General features: G+C 57.3%; 19 protein-coding genes. 6 read left to right on the forward strand and 13 right to left on the reverse strand.

Annotation, left to right across the window (positions count from 1 at the left end):
* Window positions 1-21 precede the first annotated feature (21 nt).
* The 3 genes from GOB81_RS12985 to GOB81_RS12995 form a co-directional block, all read right to left on the reverse strand.
* Window positions 22-1,494 (reverse strand): APC family permease, encoded by a 1,473-nt coding sequence (locus tag GOB81_RS12985; RefSeq protein ID WP_173570851.1) that lies wholly within the window; start codon window positions 1,492-1,494, stop codon window positions 22-24.
* 109 nt (window positions 1,495-1,603) lie between these two features.
* Window positions 1,604-2,626 carry a phosphotransferase enzyme family protein gene (locus tag GOB81_RS12990; protein ID WP_173570852.1) on the reverse strand — a complete coding sequence of 341 codons (1,023 nt, stop codon included), beginning with the start codon at window positions 2,624-2,626 and terminating at the stop codon, window positions 1,604-1,606.
* A 14-nt stretch (window positions 2,627-2,640) separates the two neighbouring features.
* The gene (locus GOB81_RS12995; protein WP_173570853.1) at window positions 2,641-3,900 is read right to left on the reverse strand and encodes a class-III pyridoxal-phosphate-dependent aminotransferase; all 1,260 of its coding nucleotides are present in this window, start codon (window positions 3,898-3,900) and stop codon (window positions 2,641-2,643) included.
* A gap of 257 nt (window positions 3,901-4,157) precedes the next feature.
* On the opposite strand from GOB81_RS12995, the gene qhpR reads away from it, so the two are divergent.
* Window positions 4,158-5,207 carry an AraC-like transcriptional regulator QhpR gene (gene qhpR / locus GOB81_RS13000; RefSeq protein ID WP_242010266.1) on the forward strand — a complete coding sequence of 350 codons (1,050 nt, stop codon included), beginning with the start codon at window positions 4,158-4,160 and terminating at the stop codon, window positions 5,205-5,207.
* A gap of 135 nt (window positions 5,208-5,342) precedes the next feature.
* Here the strand turns inward: qhpR and GOB81_RS13005 are convergent, their stop codons facing one another.
* From GOB81_RS13005 to GOB81_RS13050, 10 genes are all read right to left on the reverse strand, one after another.
* The gene (locus GOB81_RS13005) at window positions 5,343-6,260 is read right to left on the reverse strand and encodes a LysR substrate-binding domain-containing protein (protein WP_173570895.1); all 918 of its coding nucleotides are present in this window, start codon (window positions 6,258-6,260) and stop codon (window positions 5,343-5,345) included.
* Window positions 6,261-6,351: 91 nt separating this feature from the next.
* The gene (gene speB / locus GOB81_RS13010) at window positions 6,352-7,314 is read right to left on the reverse strand and encodes an agmatinase (protein ID WP_173570854.1); all 963 of its coding nucleotides are present in this window, start codon (window positions 7,312-7,314) and stop codon (window positions 6,352-6,354) included.
* On the reverse strand, window positions 7,311-8,261 hold the full coding sequence (gene speB, locus GOB81_RS13015) for an agmatinase (protein ID WP_173570855.1): 951 nt from the start codon (window positions 8,259-8,261) through the stop codon (window positions 7,311-7,313). The genes speB (GOB81_RS13010) and speB (GOB81_RS13015) overlap by 4 nt, the downstream gene beginning before the upstream one ends.
* Window positions 8,258-9,031, reverse strand: coding sequence for a creatininase (locus GOB81_RS13020; protein WP_173570856.1), 774 nt, complete (start codon window positions 9,029-9,031; stop codon window positions 8,258-8,260). The genes speB (GOB81_RS13015) and GOB81_RS13020 overlap by 4 nt, the downstream gene beginning before the upstream one ends.
* A 31-nt stretch (window positions 9,032-9,062) precedes the next feature.
* Entirely contained in the window at window positions 9,063-9,773 is a 711-nt protein-coding gene (locus GOB81_RS13025) for an SDR family NAD(P)-dependent oxidoreductase (protein WP_173570857.1), read from the reverse strand.
* Window positions 9,774-9,779: 6 nt separating this feature from the next.
* On the reverse strand, window positions 9,780-10,532 hold the full coding sequence (locus GOB81_RS13030) for an SDR family NAD(P)-dependent oxidoreductase (RefSeq protein WP_173570858.1): 753 nt from the start codon (window positions 10,530-10,532) through the stop codon (window positions 9,780-9,782).
* Window positions 10,529-11,320 (reverse strand): ABC transporter ATP-binding protein, encoded by a 792-nt coding sequence (locus tag GOB81_RS13035; protein WP_173570859.1) that lies wholly within the window; start codon window positions 11,318-11,320, stop codon window positions 10,529-10,531. The genes GOB81_RS13030 and GOB81_RS13035 overlap by 4 nt, the downstream gene beginning before the upstream one ends.
* 2 nt (window positions 11,321-11,322) lie before the next feature.
* Window positions 11,323-12,135 carry an ABC transporter permease gene (locus GOB81_RS13040; protein ID WP_173570860.1) on the reverse strand — a complete coding sequence of 271 codons (813 nt, stop codon included), beginning with the start codon at window positions 12,133-12,135 and terminating at the stop codon, window positions 11,323-11,325.
* Entirely contained in the window at window positions 12,132-13,118 is a 987-nt protein-coding gene (locus tag GOB81_RS13045; RefSeq protein WP_173570861.1) for an ABC transporter substrate-binding protein, read from the reverse strand. The genes GOB81_RS13040 and GOB81_RS13045 overlap by 4 nt, the downstream gene beginning before the upstream one ends.
* Before the next feature lie 289 nt (window positions 13,119-13,407).
* Window positions 13,408-14,304: a LysR substrate-binding domain-containing protein gene (locus GOB81_RS13050; RefSeq protein WP_173570862.1), complete on the reverse strand. Its 897-nt coding sequence runs from the start codon at window positions 14,302-14,304 to the stop codon at window positions 13,408-13,410.
* 119 nt (window positions 14,305-14,423) lie between these two features.
* Here GOB81_RS13050 and GOB81_RS13055 point away from each other — a divergent pair, with 119 nt between their 5' ends.
* From GOB81_RS13055 to GOB81_RS13075, 5 genes are all read left to right on the forward strand, one after another.
* On the forward strand, window positions 14,424-15,302 hold the full coding sequence (locus tag GOB81_RS13055) for an SDR family oxidoreductase (protein WP_173570863.1): 879 nt from the start codon (window positions 14,424-14,426) through the stop codon (window positions 15,300-15,302).
* Window positions 15,287-15,463 (forward strand): hypothetical protein, encoded by a 177-nt coding sequence (locus tag GOB81_RS13060; protein WP_173570864.1) that lies wholly within the window; start codon window positions 15,287-15,289, stop codon window positions 15,461-15,463. The genes GOB81_RS13055 and GOB81_RS13060 overlap by 16 nt, the downstream gene beginning before the upstream one ends.
* Before the next feature lie 414 nt (window positions 15,464-15,877).
* On the forward strand, window positions 15,878-16,420 hold the full coding sequence (locus GOB81_RS13065) for an OsmC family protein (RefSeq protein ID WP_173570865.1): 543 nt from the start codon (window positions 15,878-15,880) through the stop codon (window positions 16,418-16,420).
* Between the two features lie 40 nt (window positions 16,421-16,460).
* Window positions 16,461-17,603, forward strand: coding sequence for an acyl-CoA dehydrogenase family protein (locus GOB81_RS13070; protein WP_242010267.1), 1,143 nt, complete (start codon window positions 16,461-16,463; stop codon window positions 17,601-17,603).
* Entirely contained in the window at window positions 17,600-18,940 is a 1,341-nt protein-coding gene (locus GOB81_RS13075) for an FAD-dependent oxidoreductase (RefSeq protein ID WP_173570866.1), read from the forward strand. Before GOB81_RS13070 ends, GOB81_RS13075 begins: the two co-directional genes overlap by 4 nt.
* Window positions 18,941-18,984: the final 44 nt, after the last annotated feature.

The following is an 18,984-nucleotide window of genomic DNA, read 5'->3' on the forward strand; positions in this document are numbered from 1 at the left end:
GCACGATCGTAGATGTTGCTGTCAGGCAAGTTCCTTGAGAGCTTCAAAACGTGTAGGGTATTTGATCTTCATGTGACTTGCGAGGACATAACCCGTCGCGAACGTCACGATGACCAGAAAGCCGATGGCCCAGGCTGCGACAGAAGCGTTGTCACCTCCGATCAGGGCGGGGAGGTTTGCAATCGCGATCCACAGGCAGGTCAGCAAGCCAATCAGGCCACCGATCGGAGCGAAGAGTGTGTGCCACAGGTTACCCACTCCTTTGTTGCGGACATTGAAGAACACAAGAACGGATACACAGGTCATGGACAGAATGGCCATGTAGCCCAGCGTGCCGGCTGTTGCCCCCCAGGCGTAGATCTGGGTGACCGGATCAAGGCCGAGCGCAAGCAGGATGAGCAGCCCCAGAAGCGACGTGGAGGTCTGCACGAGTGATGAAACGTGTGGGGACGAATGATTGCCGTGCACACTGGAGATTGAAACTGGCAACACGCCGTAGCGGGACATGATGTACTGGTAACGCACTACCACGTTGTGGAGTGCAAGGATGCAGGCGAAAAGGCTTGTAACCAGAAGCACATTGACAATGTCTTCGCTCACCTTGCCCATATAGGAGCGGATGAGGATGAGATACATGTCGCCAGTGTGTTCGTTGGCCATGCGGACGACGTTGTCCAGCCCGAAACCACCAACCTCGCACCACATCGAGATGACATAGAAGAGGCCCACGCCGAATACCGCCGCATAGGTAGCGCGTGGAATGGTGACATCGGGGTTGTGCGCTTCCTCGCGGAAAATGACAGTCGATTCAAAGCCGATGAAGCAGTAGATGGCGAACATGACGCCCAGCCCGGGGGAACCGGACAGGGCGGCATGGATCGTGAAAGGGGCAATGGGCAGCGCGGATGCGCCTTTTGTCGCTACGATCACGAGATCGGCCAACAGGACGACACCCACTTCCAGAACGAGTGCCAGACCGAGAAAGCGTGAACTCATCTCGATGTGTCGATAGCCTAGAAAACCGACTACCATCACGACCACGATGGAAAGCAGCCACCAGGGGATCGAAATCGCGAAAGCATTGCGCAGAAGTTCGCTCAGCGTATAGCCGATATAGGCTTCCAGTGCGATGACGATGAATGTGTAGGAGGCCGCCGCCATGGTGGCGGAGGCAAGTCCCACCTGCCGCCCCAGCCCTTTCTGGATGTAGGCATAGAAAGCGCCCGCGTTCGTTACGTAGCGCGACATGAAGACGAAACCGGCGGTGAACAGGTACATGATGAGCGTTGCAATCGCAGCGTCCAGAGGGGCTGCAATGCCGTTGCCCATGGCGATGATGAGGGGGCTATTTGCCGCCATGACGGTCAGGGGCGCGGCGGCGGCCACGACCATCATGACGATAGACGTTACGCCAAGATTTCCCCGCAGGCCGGTGGGTGGCGTTGCGGATGGGGGTGGCGTTGCGGATGGGGGAGGCGTTGCAGTGTCCTTCATCACGATCTTCCTTCATGCAAACAGGAGGATTGAGGATTCTCCATTAATTCTTTTATTGAGGTGTATTTATATTTCGATATCGAAATTATATGGGCGTGCGATGACGACATCAGGCATCTTCCGTTTCACGAGTCAGGCAGGATAGAAACGTGCCCTCGAGATAATCCTTTGCCATGATAAGAGACTGCTCAAGAAAGCCCGGCTCAAGCGCGCGGGCTTCAGCGGAGTGTTGATGTGTGGTGAACCACCCGACCATCAGAAGCCGACGTAACATCAGGAGCGTCGGCACGATCCTGATGTCCGCATTAGAGAGGGGCCGCAGTTGCTGGTAGCCGCGTAGCCAGGATGTGGTGATGGCTTCGATGCCCTCGCAGCATTCCATGAATGTGCAGGCGCAGGCTAACTCGTACATGTGCCAGCCAAAACCGCAGTCATCGAAATCGATGATGAAGGTTTCGTCTCCATTGCGCAGGATATTGGTCAGTCGCATGTCACCGTGCAGAAGCCCCCACCGCCTGAGTGGCTGCCCGTAATGCTCAAGTTCCGTCCGAACTTTGCGGTCGGCGGCATCAAGAAGAGCTGTCTGCTTCTGTGTCATATTGCAGGTATGACGCCAGCAGCCCCACATGGCCTGTTCGCCAATCGCGATATCCACATCCCAGACAGGTCGCTGCAGGTTATTCAGCTCAGCATGGGTGGACGTGTAGTCGTGGAGTTGAGCGGAGATACGCCCCAGCTCATGAAACTCCTCGGGCAAACGGTCTTCGGGGGGCATCCGGCCCGCCTGATATGCGAAAAGGACAGCGTGCTGTTCCCGCTCTCCGTTCCCTGTGCAGCTCAGTGTATCTCCTGCCTGCGTGGTGAGAATTGCTGGTGTGTGCAGCACATCGTCTTTGCGCAGTCGTTCGATGAAAGTGATTTCCGAGCGGATATCGCTGACACTCCGATAATACGGCCGATGCAGCCGAAGGATGAAAATCTCTCCTTGCGGCGTATCGATCCTGTAGACGGCATTTTCCGAAAAGCTGAGCAAAGACCAGTCTGAGGCGGGATCAATGCCATAGAGCGGAAGGAAGGAGGCGACATTTTCATGCCAGTTCCACGAGGTCTGCTGCCAGGCACGTGCGGTCATGGGGCATTCTCCTCTCAGAAAGGCGAGCTGGCGGCGATGGCGTCATCCAGCCGTTGCAGGATGTCGTCCACCTGTCCGGACTGGAGCAGGAGACCGGGTTTGAACTGGAGCACGCGCGGGTCGAGCGTGGAGAAGATGGCCCACACGCCGCGCTTGTACAGTTCACGCATGACGGGTTTCGCACCTTCGGCAGCGGCGAATTCAAGACCAATGATGAGGCCTTCCTGCCGGATGCCGACAAACCAGTCTGACTGGCGTTTTCGGATTTCCGCAAGACCCGCCGCGAACTGTGCGATGATGGCGTGGACATTGGCGACGGTTTCGGCGCTGGTCGTCAGGTCGAGCACGGCGCTGGCGACATGACAGCCCACTTCCGAGCCGGAGAATGTGGACATGTGGGCAAACCCGTCCTCCTCCAGCCAGCCACTGGCCTGTTTCGTCATCAACAGGGCACCGAAGGGGTAGATGCCCCCTCCCAGTCCCTTGGACGTGACGAGGAGATCAGGGCGTACATCCTGACGGGAAATGGCCCAGAGCGCGCCTGAACGCATCAGACCGGTCTGCACCTCATCGGCGATGTAGAGCGTGCCTGTTTCGTCGCACATGCGGCGAATTTCTGCGAGATATCCTGGTGCGGGCAAAGGAAAACCATAAGTGGCGGGAATGGTTTCCATGATCACCGCAGCGGCTGGTTCCGCTGTTAGTGCTGCGTACATGGCGTCGCGATCGTTGAACGGCACCTGCACGAATTCTTCAGGGCGATCCGCAAGGAACAACTTGCTGAATCGCTCATCGCCAGTGGCCACGGCAAGGCCGGTATGCCCATGATAGGCCTTGCTGATGGAGATGATGCGGCGGCGTTTCGTGGCGTAACGGGCGCTCTTGATGGCGAGGTCGATCGCCTCACTTCCGCTTGTGGCGTAGGCCACACGTTCGAAAGGCTTGCCTGAGAGCTGGAGCAGCTTCATGGCCAGCGCCGTGCGCGACGGAGACGGGAAGTGATGGTTGCCGATGTCGAAATACTTCAGCCCCTCTGTAAGGGCTGCGATGAGATCGGGATTGCGGTGACCAAGATTGTAGGTGCCGCCGTTTAGATGGACATCGATCAGTTCGTGGCCGTCCAGATCGGTCAGCACATAGCCTTCGCGGCGTCCGATAACGAGGGGAACATCGACGTCCTGCCAGAACCGCGTCTTATGAGGGTTCCAGAATTCTTCCGAGGCAGCGAGGACATCCGCCTTGTTTCCGAAGCCGGCCAGGTAAGGATCGGCCATGATCTTTCTCCCACTGTCGCATAAAAGGGCCAGCTTTGGCGTGGCCTTGTCGACACATGCTAGGTGCGGGAGGGAAGGGGGATAATGACAGACGGGCACAATCTCATGACATCCGGCAACGATTGTGTTTCGTGTAAGAAATGAATTGACAGGAAGAGGATTGCCTATTCATCCTGTTTCTTTTCTACACCCGATCCGATGGTCGGACGGACTGTTCCGACCCCAAAATGATGAGAAGTCCCGTCGGAATGATGCACATGCCAGTTCAGGGACGCTCCGGTTCATCCGTTGTCTCGACAACGGTGCTGGCATCCGTGGTGTATGGCCTTGATGATTTCATTGCGCGACTGGGCGCTCAGCCTGTGCACGTGTTCAGTCGGTGTGGACTGGAGGGCGGACTCAGGAACGCTCCATCCGACACGGTTCTTCTTGATACATACTGTCGTGCGCTGGATTATGCGGCGAGCGAGACTGGTGCAAAGAATTTCGGCCTGTGGTTCGGGCATCAGTTCGCTCCCCGTCGATTGGGGATGCTGGGGTATGCAGCTCTTTCCTCTTCCGTGTTGGGAGAGGCGCTGGACAATCTGGCCTCATTCTTTCCCATTCATCAGGACAACAGCATCGTACGTCATCAGAAAGAAGGAGCATTGTGCCGGCTGGAATATGACGTGGTGGATCCGCTGATCCATGACCATCGGCATGACGCGGAGCTTTCACTGGCCGTATTCTGCAATATTATAAGGGAAGCTCGTGGTCCGGACTGGATGCCGATGAGCGTATCGTTCCGGCACAAAGCCCCATCATGCACTGATGAGCATGAAAAGGCTTTTGGTTGCCCGGTGTTTTTTGGACAGGCTACTAACGCTATCCTGTTTTCTTCGGATATCCTGTCCACGCCCATGCCAGCAGCAGACAGTCTTCTGTTCAGTGCCATCAAGGACGGGCTGCTTCAGATAGAGGCGACCAAACAGTCACTGAATCAGGATTTCTTGATGCAGGTCCGGCGGATCATCTTTGATCTTCTGCCCCATGGGTATCCCTCCATCTCGCAGGTTGCCGAGCGCCTCGGATGTCCTTACTGGACGTTCCAGCGGCGTCTGGTTGACGCAGGCTTCACTTACAGGCTGCTGGTTGAGGACGTGCGGCGGCATCACGCGGTAAAATATCTGCGGGAAGACGAACATTCGGTGGCGCAGACTGCTTTTCTCCTTGGTTACAGCGAGGGGAGCGCCTTCACACGTGCCTTTACCCGCTGGTATGGATGCTCGCCGCGCAACTGGGTCTGTACACGCACGGCCACAGGCTGAAAATACCCGTGAAACCGCTCCCCGGCGTCCGCGCTGCCACCGTGTGTCGTCATTCTTTCTGGCATTGCCTGAACTCGTGAAGTCTAAACAGGCAATCCAATAATCAGATATATATCAATTATCAAAGAAAAAACTTTACCCTACTTCTGATATTGTTGATTTATATGTATTTATTATTTCATTGACAAAAACATTTATTATACGATTATTCTTATCTATATTTCTAAATGCGACATAATGCTGGGATGAAAAATTGTAAATAGACTGCTTTATGGCGCGCATTTGATTGTTTTTTACATAAGGAAGAGCCGATTGCTCCGGCAGAAATCCAATAAAACTGCCCGAGAGGATCATCATCAGTTGTGCTTCCATATGCACAATGCTGCCGCTTGCACGTGGATGCCGAATACGCTGAAGATCTTCGAGCTTCCGGTATGCCCGGACAGAAAATCGGGCCTGATCAATCATGTCTTTCGAAATATTCGCATCCTTCATTTCAAAGAACGGATGCAGGTTACCGCAATACAGCCCGTGAGGCTCTTCGCAGAGTTCGACGTAATGCACGCCGGGAGCATGGCGGGCGAAAGGTCCGATCACGACGTCCCGGGTTCCCTCAGCCACCTGAAGCTCCAGATCCTGCGGTACACCCAGACGCAAATCGATATAAACATTGGGAATTTGATCGATCACGCGGGCCAGCACATGCTGAAGAGCCATATGCGGACTGTTGATGATCCCGCCAATCGTGCCGATGCGAAGCCTGCCGCCCAGTTCGGCCGGAGCCTGACTGATTCTTGATTGAAAGGTTTCTATGCTTTCAAACAAGTCCTGAATGGCCTCGATCGTCTCCTCTCCCAGAGGTGTCAGACGAAACCCCTTGCGACCACGAAGACACAAAGCCCCGCCCAGCCGCTGCTCCAGCGCGGCCAGATGAGTGCTCAATGTCGACTGGCTGAGATTCAGGACGATCTGCGCCGCCGCGAAGCTGCCCGTTTCCGCAAGTGTTGCAAACACACGCAGCAGGCGGAGATCGATATTGTCGAACCGGCGGATTCGTGTGGCTCCCGCAACAGGTTGCCTTTTCGGAGGGCTGACATCCTGTTTTTTGGAACCCGTCATGGGCTGGGTAGCAGGCTGATATTTCTTAGGATTCATGTTTCCTGAAATACAGGATACGTCCGATAAAATTAAGCAGCAATTGAGCCGCGAGGATCGGGGTTATCTTGGCAAGATCATAATCCGGCGCAACCTCGACCAGATCGATCCCCGCAACACGGCCGCGGGCTGCCAGAGCCGCGAGCAGTTCCAGTATTTCATAATACTGGAAACCACCGTGGCTCGGCGTGCCTGTCCCCGGTGCGATGGACGGATCGAACGCATCGATGTCGATGGAAAGATAATAGTTCACACCAGAAGGAATGCGTTCGAGCAGGGCTTCCAGTCCGAGCTTGCGCACCTGCCTTACACTGAGGATATCCGAACCGAACTCCCGGGCATCCGCATAGCCTTCGCGGGCCGTCGAAGAAACGTTGCGGATGCCGATCTGTGTCATGCCGGTGATATAAGGCTGTTCGGCGGCACGCCGCATCGGATTGCCGTGACCGTGCCGGACACCCTGTCGCTCATCCACGAAATCGAGATGTGCGTCGATCTGGATAAGGTGCATGGGAGGCTGATCGTCGAATGCCCGGATGCACGGGATGTTGATCGAATGATCGCCGCCCAGCACCACGGGCAACGCACCCGCCGCCAGAATCGCGCGCACGCCCTTTTCGATATTCGCATGACTGCGTTCAGTATCGGTATGCACGATGTCGGCGTCACCAACATCGACAATCCGTCCTCCCGATCCGTCGAGATAGACCCGGTCGTCTTCATGATCATAGGCGCCAGCATGACCGAAGGCGAAGAGTGTGGAGGCCTCGCGGATGCTGCGGGGACCAAAGCGCGTGCCGCTCCGCCACTGTGTGCCGCAGTCGAAGGGGGCTCCGAGAATGGCGACATCCGCCTCGATTGCCGACCAGTCCGTCTGGATCGGGTATTTTCCAAAGCTGCAGATACCCACAAAAGGCAGATCGAGGCGACCGCCATCATAACCGTTGTTCATACCATCCTCCCGGCCGCAATGGCGCAAAGCAGTTCAAACATCATTGTCGCACCCGCCAGCGACGTGATGCCGCCCGCATCGAAAGGTGGTGAAACTTCCACGACGTCACAGCCGATGATGTTGAGGCCGTTGAGGCCCCGGACCATTTTCTGAGCTTCACGCATCAGGAACCCACCCGCTTCGGGCGTGCCCGTGCCGGGCGCTACAGAAGGATCGAGGCAATCGATGTCGAACGAGACATACACCGGGCCATCGCCCACGCGTTCCCGGATGGCGCGGACCACACCGTCCGGCCCCAGATCCATGGCTTCATCCATGAGGATGAGACGAAATCCGGCGTTGCGGGCAAAATCGTAATCTGTCGGAGAGTAAAGCGAGCCCCGCAGTCCGATCTGGAGCGTGCGACTGCTGTCGATCAGTCCCTCTTCCACCGCGCGACGAAAAGGCGTGCCGTGCGTGTAGCGGTTCTTGCCGAAATATGTATCACCCGTGTCGGTATGACTGTCGAAATGGATCAGCCCCACGGGACGATCCGCCGCAAGCCCGCGCAGGATGGGCAGGCTGACCAGATGGTCGCCGCCCGCTGTGATGGGCACCGCTCCTGCGGCGGCAATTCCGGCATAATGCGCGGTGATCATGTCGAGGCAATCCGTCACGTTGAAGGGATTGACTGGACAATCCCCGATATCGGCGACGTTCAGCACGCTATAGGGCGCGATACCGTTGGCATTGACCTGACGCATCAGCGATGAGGCGTTACGCAGTTCACGCGGACCGTGGCGCGCGCCGGAGCGGTTGGTTGTGCCGCCGTCATAGGGAATGCCGGTGAAGACGGCATCATAGCCCTCCGGCCCGCTGGCCAGTGGCAGGCGCATGAAGGTCGGCACGCCAGCAAAGCGCGGCACCTGGCTTGCATCGGTAATGTGGGTTTCGCCGTGGCTCGTCATAGTCCGAATTCCTTGCGAATGGCGTCGGCCAGCAGGCGTGTATGGTCATCCATCAGCCACTGGCCTTTCTCGGCGGTCGAACCCTGCGCCCGGGCCAGAACGCCCGAAGGCGGAACGAAATCGGCCCGCAACGGCCAGCGGTCATAGGGGGGGAATGTGGCTGGCCCGTCATCCGGGGTTTTGCCCATATCCACCAGATCAGCCCGCAGAAGCAGCATGAGGGAGGTTTCCAGCAGGCTCGCGTGTTCGAGTTCCGTGCCGGGGAACCCTGCGGGAAACAGGCGATCCAATGTCGCGCGTTCGACAAAATCCCAGTATTCGAGGCGCATGGCGGTCACCCCCTCGATCCCGTCGCGCCGGATGTCGCGCATGGCGAGATCAAGACCTTCGACGGCTGGCCACGCGTTTTCGAAATGGCCATTGACCAGCACGATCCGCCGGACACCGTGATGGGCCAGCCGACAGACAATGTCGCGGATCACAAGTGTCAGTGTATGGGCATCCAGCCCGATGGTGCCGGGAAAATGCTCGCCGCCGCCTGAGCGCGGTTGCGACTTGTAACCATAGGGCAGGGTAGGGGCGACCAGCCCTCCCACCTTCTTGGCCACACGCTGGGCGACGGCCGTGGGAAGGATCTGGTCGACATTCAGAGGCAGATGAGGGCCGTGCTGCTCCGTGGCGCCGAGTGGCAGAAACACCACTGGATTTTCGGCTATACGGGCCGCGAAGTCAGGCCACGCGAGTTCGGCGAGTTGAACGGTTTTGGACATGATGAACTGAAGCCTCCAGACGGAAAGCAGGTCAGTGCATGGCGGCGCCGCCATCCACGTTAAGGCACTGGCCGGTGATGAAGGATGCGTCCGCAGACGCGAGGAAAAGGGCGACCCGCGCTATTTCGTCAGGGCGCCCGATGCGCCCCATCGGATTGGAGAGATCCTGATTCTGCTTGAGAGGATCTTGCTCCGCGAAATTCAGCAACGGTGTGTCAATCGGACCCGGCGCGATGGCGTTCACCCGAATGCGGGGAGCGAGTTCGCGCGCCCAGGAGCGCGTCATGGACAGGATTGCCCCCTTGGTCGCGCAATAGGCGGAGGCTCCAGCGCGTCCGAGATAGGCCAGCTCGGATGCGATATTGAGGATGCAGCCGCCCTCACCCATGAAAGGCAGGGCACTCCGGGTCACCAGAAACGGAGCGCGCACATTGACGGCCAGCGTGAGATCGAGGGCGTCACATGTCAGGGCATCCAGCGTTTCTTCGATCATGATGCCCGCGCAGTTCACCAGAACGTCCACCCGCTGCCCCAGACGATGGGCCGCTTCCGTGACGCCGCCCTGAATGGCCTGCGCATCGGCGAGATCGACCTCAAGACCTTGCAGCCCCGCCGCGGGGGCATTGCGATCCAGCCCGATCACGGAAGCACCGGCTTCCTGCCAGGCCCGTGCAATGGCGAGACCGATACCGGAGGATGCGCCCGTCACCAGAATATGCTGGCGTGATGGATGTGCGTTCATCGGGACCTACAGGGGATATTCGCCACGATCGACCTGGATCGTCTGGCCAGTGATGCTTGCGGCAAGCGGAGAGGCAAGAAACAGATAGGTGTCGGCCACATCGGCAGCTTCCATGAGACCGGGGAGCGCCTGCCCTTCCATGATTGTGTTCAGGCAGTCGGTCTCGGTTTCGCCCGTGCGCCCGGCCATCGTCGCCAGAGAGCGCATGGCGGCCTCCGTGCGCACCCAGCCGGGCGCCACGGCATTGACACGGATACCCTGCGCACCAAGCTCAAGTGCCCAGGTTTTCGTAAGACCGATGATCGCATGTTTGGACGCGACATAGGCGCCGAACAGTGGCTCTGCCACACGGCCCCAGATGGATGCCGTGTTGATGATGGCCCCGCCTGCCCGCATGAGGGGACGGGCCAGCCGGGTGACATGGTAGGTGCCGACGACATTGGTGTGGATGATCCGCTCGAACACCGCGACGGTTTCGCTGTCCAGATTGTCCAGCGGTGTCAGGCGCTCAAGCCCGGCGTTATTGACCAGCACATCGATGGGGCCATGCCCGAGCAGACAGTCCGCGAGGGCGGAAGGATCACCAATATCGGCCACCACGCCACGGGCATTGAGGGACGCGGCGACATCATGGATCGCGTCGTCATCGGCGAGCAGCGTCAGTAACGCGCCAGCGCGGGCGAAAGCCTGCGCCACCCCTAGGCCGATCCCCCGGCTCGCACCCGTGATAAAGACGGACTGATTCGAAAAATCCATCATGCAGCAGCGGACTTTTTCGCATCACGTCCGCGCAGGAGATGTAGGATTTCGGTGCGCAGATGAAAAAAGCGTTCACTGTCACGCACGTTTTCGTTTCTTTCGGAGCCGATCAGGGAGATGACATCCACATCAGCAATGACACGCGCAGGACGGGGTCCGAAGACGATGATCCGGTCGGCAAGGAATACGGCTTCCTCGACATCGTGTGTAACAAAAATCGTGGTCTTTCCAGAATTCTTCTGGATTTTCCTTAGCTCGAACTGAAGGTCCTCGCGCAGATTGGCATCCAGCGCCCCAAAGGGTTCATCCATCAGCAACACATCCGGATCGGCGGCGAGCGTGCGGGCGATGGCCACACGCTGGCGCATACCGCCAGAAATGCGCGAAGGGTAGCTTTTGGCGAAATCGGTCAGTCCGACCAGCTTGAGGAAATACTCCGCCCGTTCTTTTTTCTGGGCCGCAGAGAGGTCCCTGCGGAATCTCATGCCAAATTCGATATTTTTACGGACCGTCAGCCATGGGAATGAGGAATAGGACTGAAACACCATCCCACGCCGGATGTCCGGCGCGCCAACGGGCATGCCCTGCAGCAGGATCTCCCCGCTGCTCGGCGTGTCGAGACCACCGATCATGCGCATGAGTGTGGTCTTGCCGCACCCTGAAGGACCAAGGAAAACCACGAACTGACCGGCGGGCACAGCCAGATTGAACGGCTGCTGCACGACCGGGACATCGCCGAAAAATTTGGTGACGTCGTGGAACTGCAGATAGGAAGAGAGCTGTTCCATGTTCACTGATACCTGAAGAGCTTGCGGTGCAGCAGGCGCAGACACTGGTCGGTCACGAGACCGATCAGACCGATCATGATGACGCCTGCCATGACCTGATCGGTTTTCATGAAGCGCCGCGCGGTCCAGATGACAAAACCAAGGCCGCTATCGGAAGCCACGATTTCCGCGATGATGACATAGGTCCAGCACCAGCCGAGGCTGATGCGCATGCTGTCCATGAGCTGTGGCAACATGGCAGGGAGAGCCACCGGCAGGAGCGTCTGTCGCGGACGTGCGCCCAGAGTATAGGCCGTTTCGAAATATTCGTTTGGAATACGCTTCATGTCGGCTGCGACCATCAGGACGAGCTGAAAGAAGGTGCCCAGCCACAGAAGGAATATCTTGGTTGTTTCCCCCACTCCGAACCAGATGATGGCCAGCGGCACCAGTGCCGGAACGGGAAGGTAGCGGATGAAGTCGATCATCGGCTCAAACGTGGCCCCGATGATGCGGTAACCACTCATCAGGATACCGAGCGGCACGGCCAGAAGTGCAGAGATGAGAAAGGCAAGCCAGACGCGCCGGATGGACACCAGCGTGTTGGGCAGCATCGAACCATCGACGGACATGTGGATAAAGGTCTGCGCCACTTTGAGCGGTGGGGGCAGGAAGACTGGTGCCACCACACGCAGCTCCACCAGTAACTGCCATCCGCCGAGGAAGACCGCCGCTCCCAGCAGGGCAGCCAGCAGGCTTGCACTATGCGGAACCTGCTGGCGGAAGCAGAGCAGGCTGCTCCGTTTTCGACGTGTGGGAGAAGCGGGCACGGTCATGGGATGGAAATCGCCGCAATCAGGCTGCTGTCGATGGACCGTGCCGCATCGAGATGGACAGACGCCGCCCCATTTTCGATGTTGAGACCCATGAGGGTGTTGAAAATGTCCACCATCTTCCCCGGCTTTCCGGGAGTGCCCATATAGGTTTTGGACTGCGCCAGATCCGTATATTCCAGGCTGCCCACGACACTTTTTTTGAATTCATCCGCTGAAAGATCGAAGTGAGGAGCAGCGAGCTTCGCGAAATCGTCTGGATTGGACTTGTAATACGCCACGGCCTTGTAAATGCAGGTCAGGAAGCGTTTGTACTTATCGGGATTAGCCTTCAGATCATCATTGCGGGCCACAATCACATCCACGATATAGTCAGGATAGTCCGCCGACGAGACGAGTTCCTTCGGCTGGCGAGAGGACGATATGGTCATTATCTGTTGCAGGAACGGCTGATACGTCACGACCGCCGCGATGCTCGGGTCCGCGAACACCGCGACACTGTCGGATGTCAGGATTTCCTTCATTTTGAGGTCGGCCAATGTCATGCCGTGCTTGTGCAACTCCATCTGGAGTAGAAGACGTCCGGGAATATTGCTCTCGGAGGCAACAGTCTTGCCCTTGAGATCGGTCACGTCATGAATGGAGCCATCAACGATGACGCCATCTCCACCGAGGCTACGGTCAATGGAACCGATGATGATGCCCGGCGTGTTCTCGTCACGTGGTCGCCCCTGATATTCATTGAGGGCACGCATTTCGAGTTCGATGGAGCCGTGCGCCATCGCAGCCATGACATCGGACCGTTCATCAGAGAATTTCAGATCCACGGAAAGATGGGCATCCCTGAAATATCCGAGCTCCTGAGCGACCACGACGGGTGCGAATCCTGTCCATACCGGAGCCATGATGCGAACCGTATCGTCCGCATGCGCGGCCGTCGCACAGGCAAGGCCGAGAGCCACTGCGAGTACCTTGAGTGACTTCATTACGCGCCCCCATTTCATAACGTTACTGGAACAGTGTAGGGGCAGGATTGCTTTATGTGTATCAAAATGTTCAGAACATTATATCGATAGATCTCAATATATCGCACAGGGAGGCGTCACATTGCAGGCACCCGCGAGGGGCCGACGCGCCCGCAGTTCCTGCCTTAAGAACCAGCAACCGAAGATCGTCACCAAACGCTTGCGTCATCACCGTCTCCATCACCAGAAACGGTGAATCACAATGCGCCTTCAGCGTCCCCCCAGTGATTCAGGGTTCAGTGGAGCTGCTCTAACCTGTCGGCCGTGGAGAGTTTTTCTCAGGAAAGGCTGCTTCCATCATACCAACGAAGGCTCGGACTTTCGCTCCTGTCAGGCGTCGGGAACTATGCAGCGCCCAGATCTCGACATCCGGTCCGACATGGGTGGCCCACTGGACCAGTCTGCCACTTGTAAGATCGTCTGAGACGAGAAGTCTTGGCAGCAGCGCTGCTCCGGCGCCTGCCAGCACGGCGTCCCTGATCATGAGGAGTGAAGAAAAACGCAGGGAAGGCCGGGGATGAATCAGATAATCCCTGCCTGAGCCACAGGTCAGTCTCCATTGGACTGTCGGAGGTGTTGTCGTCAGCAGAACAGCCTGCATAGATGTCTCACCCGGTTCCTGGGGCCAGGGACATTTCATGCCAGGCGCAGTTACCAGTAGTCGTTCGTCCTTGAGAAAACATCGTCCGACAAGATGTTCATCCTCAGAGGGATCAATCCGGATCACCAGATCATATCCTTCTTCAATCGGATCCACCTTTCGATCTTCGGCAATGATCTCGAGCTGGACTTCGGGATAGGTGCGGGCAAAATCCGCGGCAATGCGACTTAGAGCCACATGTGCGAACACAACCGGAGCACTGATGCGCAGGCGCCCGCGTGGGATAGGCGCCCCCGAGACAAGGGCTTCTCCGGCTTCCACAATCTCTGACAGGGGGCCTGTGGTCCTCTGGTGCAGTGTCTGGCCTTCTTCTGTCAGTCGAAGGAGGCGTGATCCTCGTTCAATCAGCCGGACACCCAGAGTCTGTTCAAGCTCTGCCACCCGGCGCGATAACGTTGCCTTGGCTCTGCCCGAGGCACGACTGGCTTTCCCGAACCCGCCATAAGCAGCCACAAGATTGAAATCCGCCAAGGCCTGAAGATCCATAAAAATGTTCCATTCCGGAGACAGTCTGTTTCGATATTGGGCTCTTCTAATGAAAAATGGAACGACTACCTTGCATTTCAACGGCATCATTTCCTATGCCGTTTTGAGGAGTGTTCGAGATGGCAATTCTGGTCACGGGCAGTACCGGTACAATCGGCTCACATGTGTTATCCTCGCTGCAAGGGCACGGGACAGAGATCCGGGCCCTGACACGCTCTCCCGAGAAGGCTCGTTTCCCGGAGGGTATTGAGAGCGTTAACGGAGATCTGGGAGATGTTACATCTTTCCGGAACGCTTTGAGCGGTGTCAGCACGCTTTTCCTTCTGGCTCCGAATGTTCCCGATGAACTGACACAGACGATGCTGGCCCTGAACGCCGCACGGGAAGCTGGCGTCAAAGGCATTGTCTATCTGTCGGTGTTCAAAGCCGAACACTATACAGATGTGCCACATTTCTTTGGAAAGTATGCGGTGGAGCAGATGATCGCGGCGCTGGATTTGCCAGTCACCGTCCTCAGACCGGCCTATTTTATCCAGAATGATCTGCGGCAGAAAGACGCTCTGCTTGGAGGTGGCGTGTATGGAATGCCGATCGGAGACAAAGGCATTTCAATGGTCGATGTGCGGGATATCGGGGAAGTGGCGGCGCTCGAACTGCTTCGACGCGAACACTCCGCCACACCGCTTGTTCGGGAAACCTATGAGCTTGTAGGGCCAGATTCCCTGACGGGAGACATCCTGGCCCATCTGTGGAGCGAGGTTTTGGGTCGGCCTATCCGATACGCAGGTAATGATCTGAAAGGTTTTGAGGAGAGGCTCAACAGTTTTTTACCAGCCTGGCACGCATATGACCTGCGTCTGATGTTCAATCGCTATCAGCAGGACGGAGCAGTCGCATCCCCTGCGGAGGTCGCCCGTTTTGCACAATTGCTGGGGCATCCTCCACGCTCTTATCGAGACTTTGCAAAAGACGCAGTGACACAATGGACCAAAGCCTGATCTTCCTGCCAGAAATGGCTCTATTTCAGGAAAGTCGGCGGCCGGATTTACGTGGCGGATTAGCAATGGTCGCTGGTCTGGATGAGCAAGCCGGACACGACCTGCCGCACGACGAACAGACCTTCCTGCAATGCCGCACTGAAGAAGTGTGGCGTCTCTGACGATATGGTTCGATCTGCCGATGAGAGGGGAGGGGCTACCGACGGGTCGACGTCGAGGCCTCACCTCGGGGCTTCAGGTGCAAGTCATGGCACAACGTCGGATGATCGAACGTGTGGCCACGTTTCCACGGAACCTGCCGCCGGTCAGACGGATATTCCTCTGCAAAGCTTTTCCAATCCTGAAGCGCTCACTCTCGAGTCTGAATGTCAGCTTGACGGGTGAATGATGAACAATCTTGACAATTTAAACAATCTCGACATTCCTTAATGGATTTCGATGGAAAATTTGTAGAATATTCCTTTAATATCAACATGATAAAATTTTAAATCAAAAACATTTGCTATCGATATTGCACTCACTGAAGCTGGGTTCATGACCAATCAGGGTCGTTCCAGAACGTGAGACACATTCCCATGTCGGACCATAATACCGTTTCCGCCCACCTTCGTCCTATCGACAGAGATGGACTTCTGAACTTTGCTGATGCAGGACGCAGTAATCCAGATCGGCGTGGTACCAACAAGGTCCACACTGTCTGCGAAGGGCAGTATCGTACGCTGAGTTATGTCGGCAATCATACCCCGGTCGTGGTGGACGAGCCGCCGCATCTGTTTGGTCAGGATACAGCACCGGCACCCGGTGAAATTGTTCTCTCCGCACTGGGAGGATGCCTCGCAGTCGGCATCACTGCCGTCGCCACCTATCGCAAGGTCAAGCTGACGAAGCTCGAACTCTGGCTGGAAGGCGATATCGGCAATTCGGCCGCATGGGGTGCTGGTGGCGCCGAGCGCAAGCCGGAAGAGATGGGGTTTCAGGATATCCGCGTGAAAGTCGACGTGGAAGGCGATGCGTCCCGCGAGGAGCTTGAGGCCATCGTTGCTCACGCGAACTACTTCTCGCCTGTTGCCAACACACTGCGCAATCCGGTCCCGATGACGGTGTCTCTCAAGGACTGATCAGGTTCTGAAAGCACTTTACGCAGCAGGGACATTTCTCATGCCTGAAACTACCGATCGACAAGACATGACGGCGTCCCGACATGACGAAACCACTCTGCTGCCACGGGTGCGAGCGATCGCAGAAGGTCCGCTGGCTGCAAAAGTGGTCGATATCGACCAGCACGGATATTATCCTCTCGATATCCTGGCGCAGTTGGGCGAGGTGGGGGCGCTGGATGCCCATCTCGCCCGGTCCGGCGGCCATATCGGTACGGCGATCAAAGCCATGACCGAGGTCAGCCGGGTCTGCGGGGCAACCGGATTTCTGATGTGGTGCCACATGGTTTGCGGGCTCTACCTCGAACATGCTCCGGATGCGGCACTGAATACCGATCTGCTGGCGACCCACAGCGCAGGCAAAACGTTTGGTGGGACGGCACTCTCCAATCCGATGAAAGCGCTCGCCGGTATCGAGCGGATGGCTCTTTCCGCACATCCGGTAGACGGTGGATACGAGATCAGCGGAACGCTGCCCTGGGTCAGCCATATCGCCTATGGTCAGTATTGCGGGGCCATGGCCGCTCTTCAGGACGGGCAGGAAGAGGAAACCCGCGAGATCCTGTTCCTGCTCAGACTTGATGATCGTGTCACGCTTCGTGCATGCCCTCATTTCTCAGGCATGGAAGGGACAAGCACCTGGAGCATCCGTCTCGACAGATATTTTCTGCCTGATCAGGATGTGATTGCCTGTCCTGCACGACCGCTTATCGCTGAAATAAAGGCCCCTTTCATTCTCCTACAGGTCGGGATGGCTGCGGGGGTCATTCAGGGGGCGATTGACTCGATCTGGGAGGTTGAAGGCCAGCTTGGTCATGTCAATCGCTACCTTGAAGACCGCCCGGAGGCGTTGCAGGCAGAACTGGATGCACTCGTCGGACGTGCCATGGCTCTGGCGGAACGGACACATGAGCAGGGGAAAGATTATTTCCTCGATACTCTGGATCTCCGTGCTCATGGCTCGGAACTTTCCCTGAGAGCGACACAGTCCGCCCTGCTGCATCAGGGTGCGCGCGGATATCTGAGCAGCGCCGGGCCTCAGCGCCGGGTGCGTGAAGCCCATTTCGTGGCGATTGTGACGCCCGCCATCAAGCATCTGCGCGCGGAGATGGCGCGTCTGTCCGCTGAGGAATTACCGGCATGACAGGGCAGGGAGAAGAAACATTCCGGCAGTATATCTGCCGCGTCTGCGGGCTGATTTATGACGAGGCTCTCGGAGATCCCGATAGTGGTCTTCTTCCGGGAACGCTTTTCCATGATATTCCGGAAGACTGGGCCTGCCCGCTCTGCGGTGTCACGAAGCTGGATTTCGAACCTTATATACCGCCACAACCGGGACAATATGCCAGCAATGGGGATGACCAGTCTTCGTTCGTTCGTGGGCAGGACGGAGTTGTTGTCATCGGTGGGGGGACGGCCGGGTGGTCCGTGGCCCAGCGCCTCAAGGTGCTTGATCCGGACTGTCCCGTCACACTAGTAACCGGCTGCAGTGGGGATATCTATGCCAAGCCGGAACTGTCGGTCGCTCTTTCCCGAGGGCTGGACGAAGCGCGCCTGAATCGTGGAAAAGGGTGTGATGTTGCCGCACGTTATGGCATTCGCCTTATGGCAGGAGCTTTCGTCACAGGTCTTGATCCGATGGCGCGCCGGGTTCGCACCACCAGTGGCACAGTACGATATCGCGCGCTTGTCTTTGCTTATGGTGCACAGCCGATTGTGCTGCCGGAACTTCCGGCCGATTTGGTCTGGCGCGTCAATAATCTTCCTGCATGGCTCAGGCTGAAAGCGACTTTAGGCGATACTCCTCGCACGATTGCCGTGATCGGTGCAGGACCGGTGGGCTGCGAACTTGCAGAAGACGCAGCGCGTGCCGGACATTCCGTGACTCTCCTTAGTCGTGGTCCCTGGCCTATGGACACGCTTCTTCCCGGCAAAGCCGGATCTCTTCTGGCCAGCCGCATTGTGCAGAGTGGCATTACCCTGCGAAACGACACACAGGTCATCGGTGTACGGAAAAACGATGAGGGAAGTGTTTCAGTCAGGCTTCAAAATAATGACGACATAATAGCCGATCTTGCGATTTCGGCTGTTGGCCTGCGCACTGATCTGCGCCTGCCCGCGATGGCGGGGCTGAAGACGGATTGTGGCATCATTGTCGATGAAAACACGCTCCGGACAAGTGATCCGGCAATCTTCGCTCTTGGTGACTGTATCAGTGTCGGTGGACGTCCCTGCCGGTATATCGGTCCGATCGGTGCTCAGGCCGATGCGATAGCCCATGCCATTCTGGGTCTTGAGCACGCAGGTTATGTCCACGAAATACCACCATTGCGACTTAAAAGTCGCGCTCTTCCGTTGGAACTGCGTGGTCTACCAGATCCGGAGCGAAGCTGGGAAGTTGTTGAAGACAGCCCAAAGCGTCTGGCCATGCGGCAGTGTGACGGCGAACACGTCATCGCCTTTCTGGAGGCCATGTCATGAAAAGATTTTTCTCATCAAAGACGGCAGAATCTGCATTACGCTGT

This window comes from Acetobacter conturbans, assembly GCF_011516755.1.
Classification (GTDB): Bacteria; Pseudomonadota; Alphaproteobacteria; order Acetobacterales; family Acetobacteraceae; genus Acetobacter; species Acetobacter conturbans.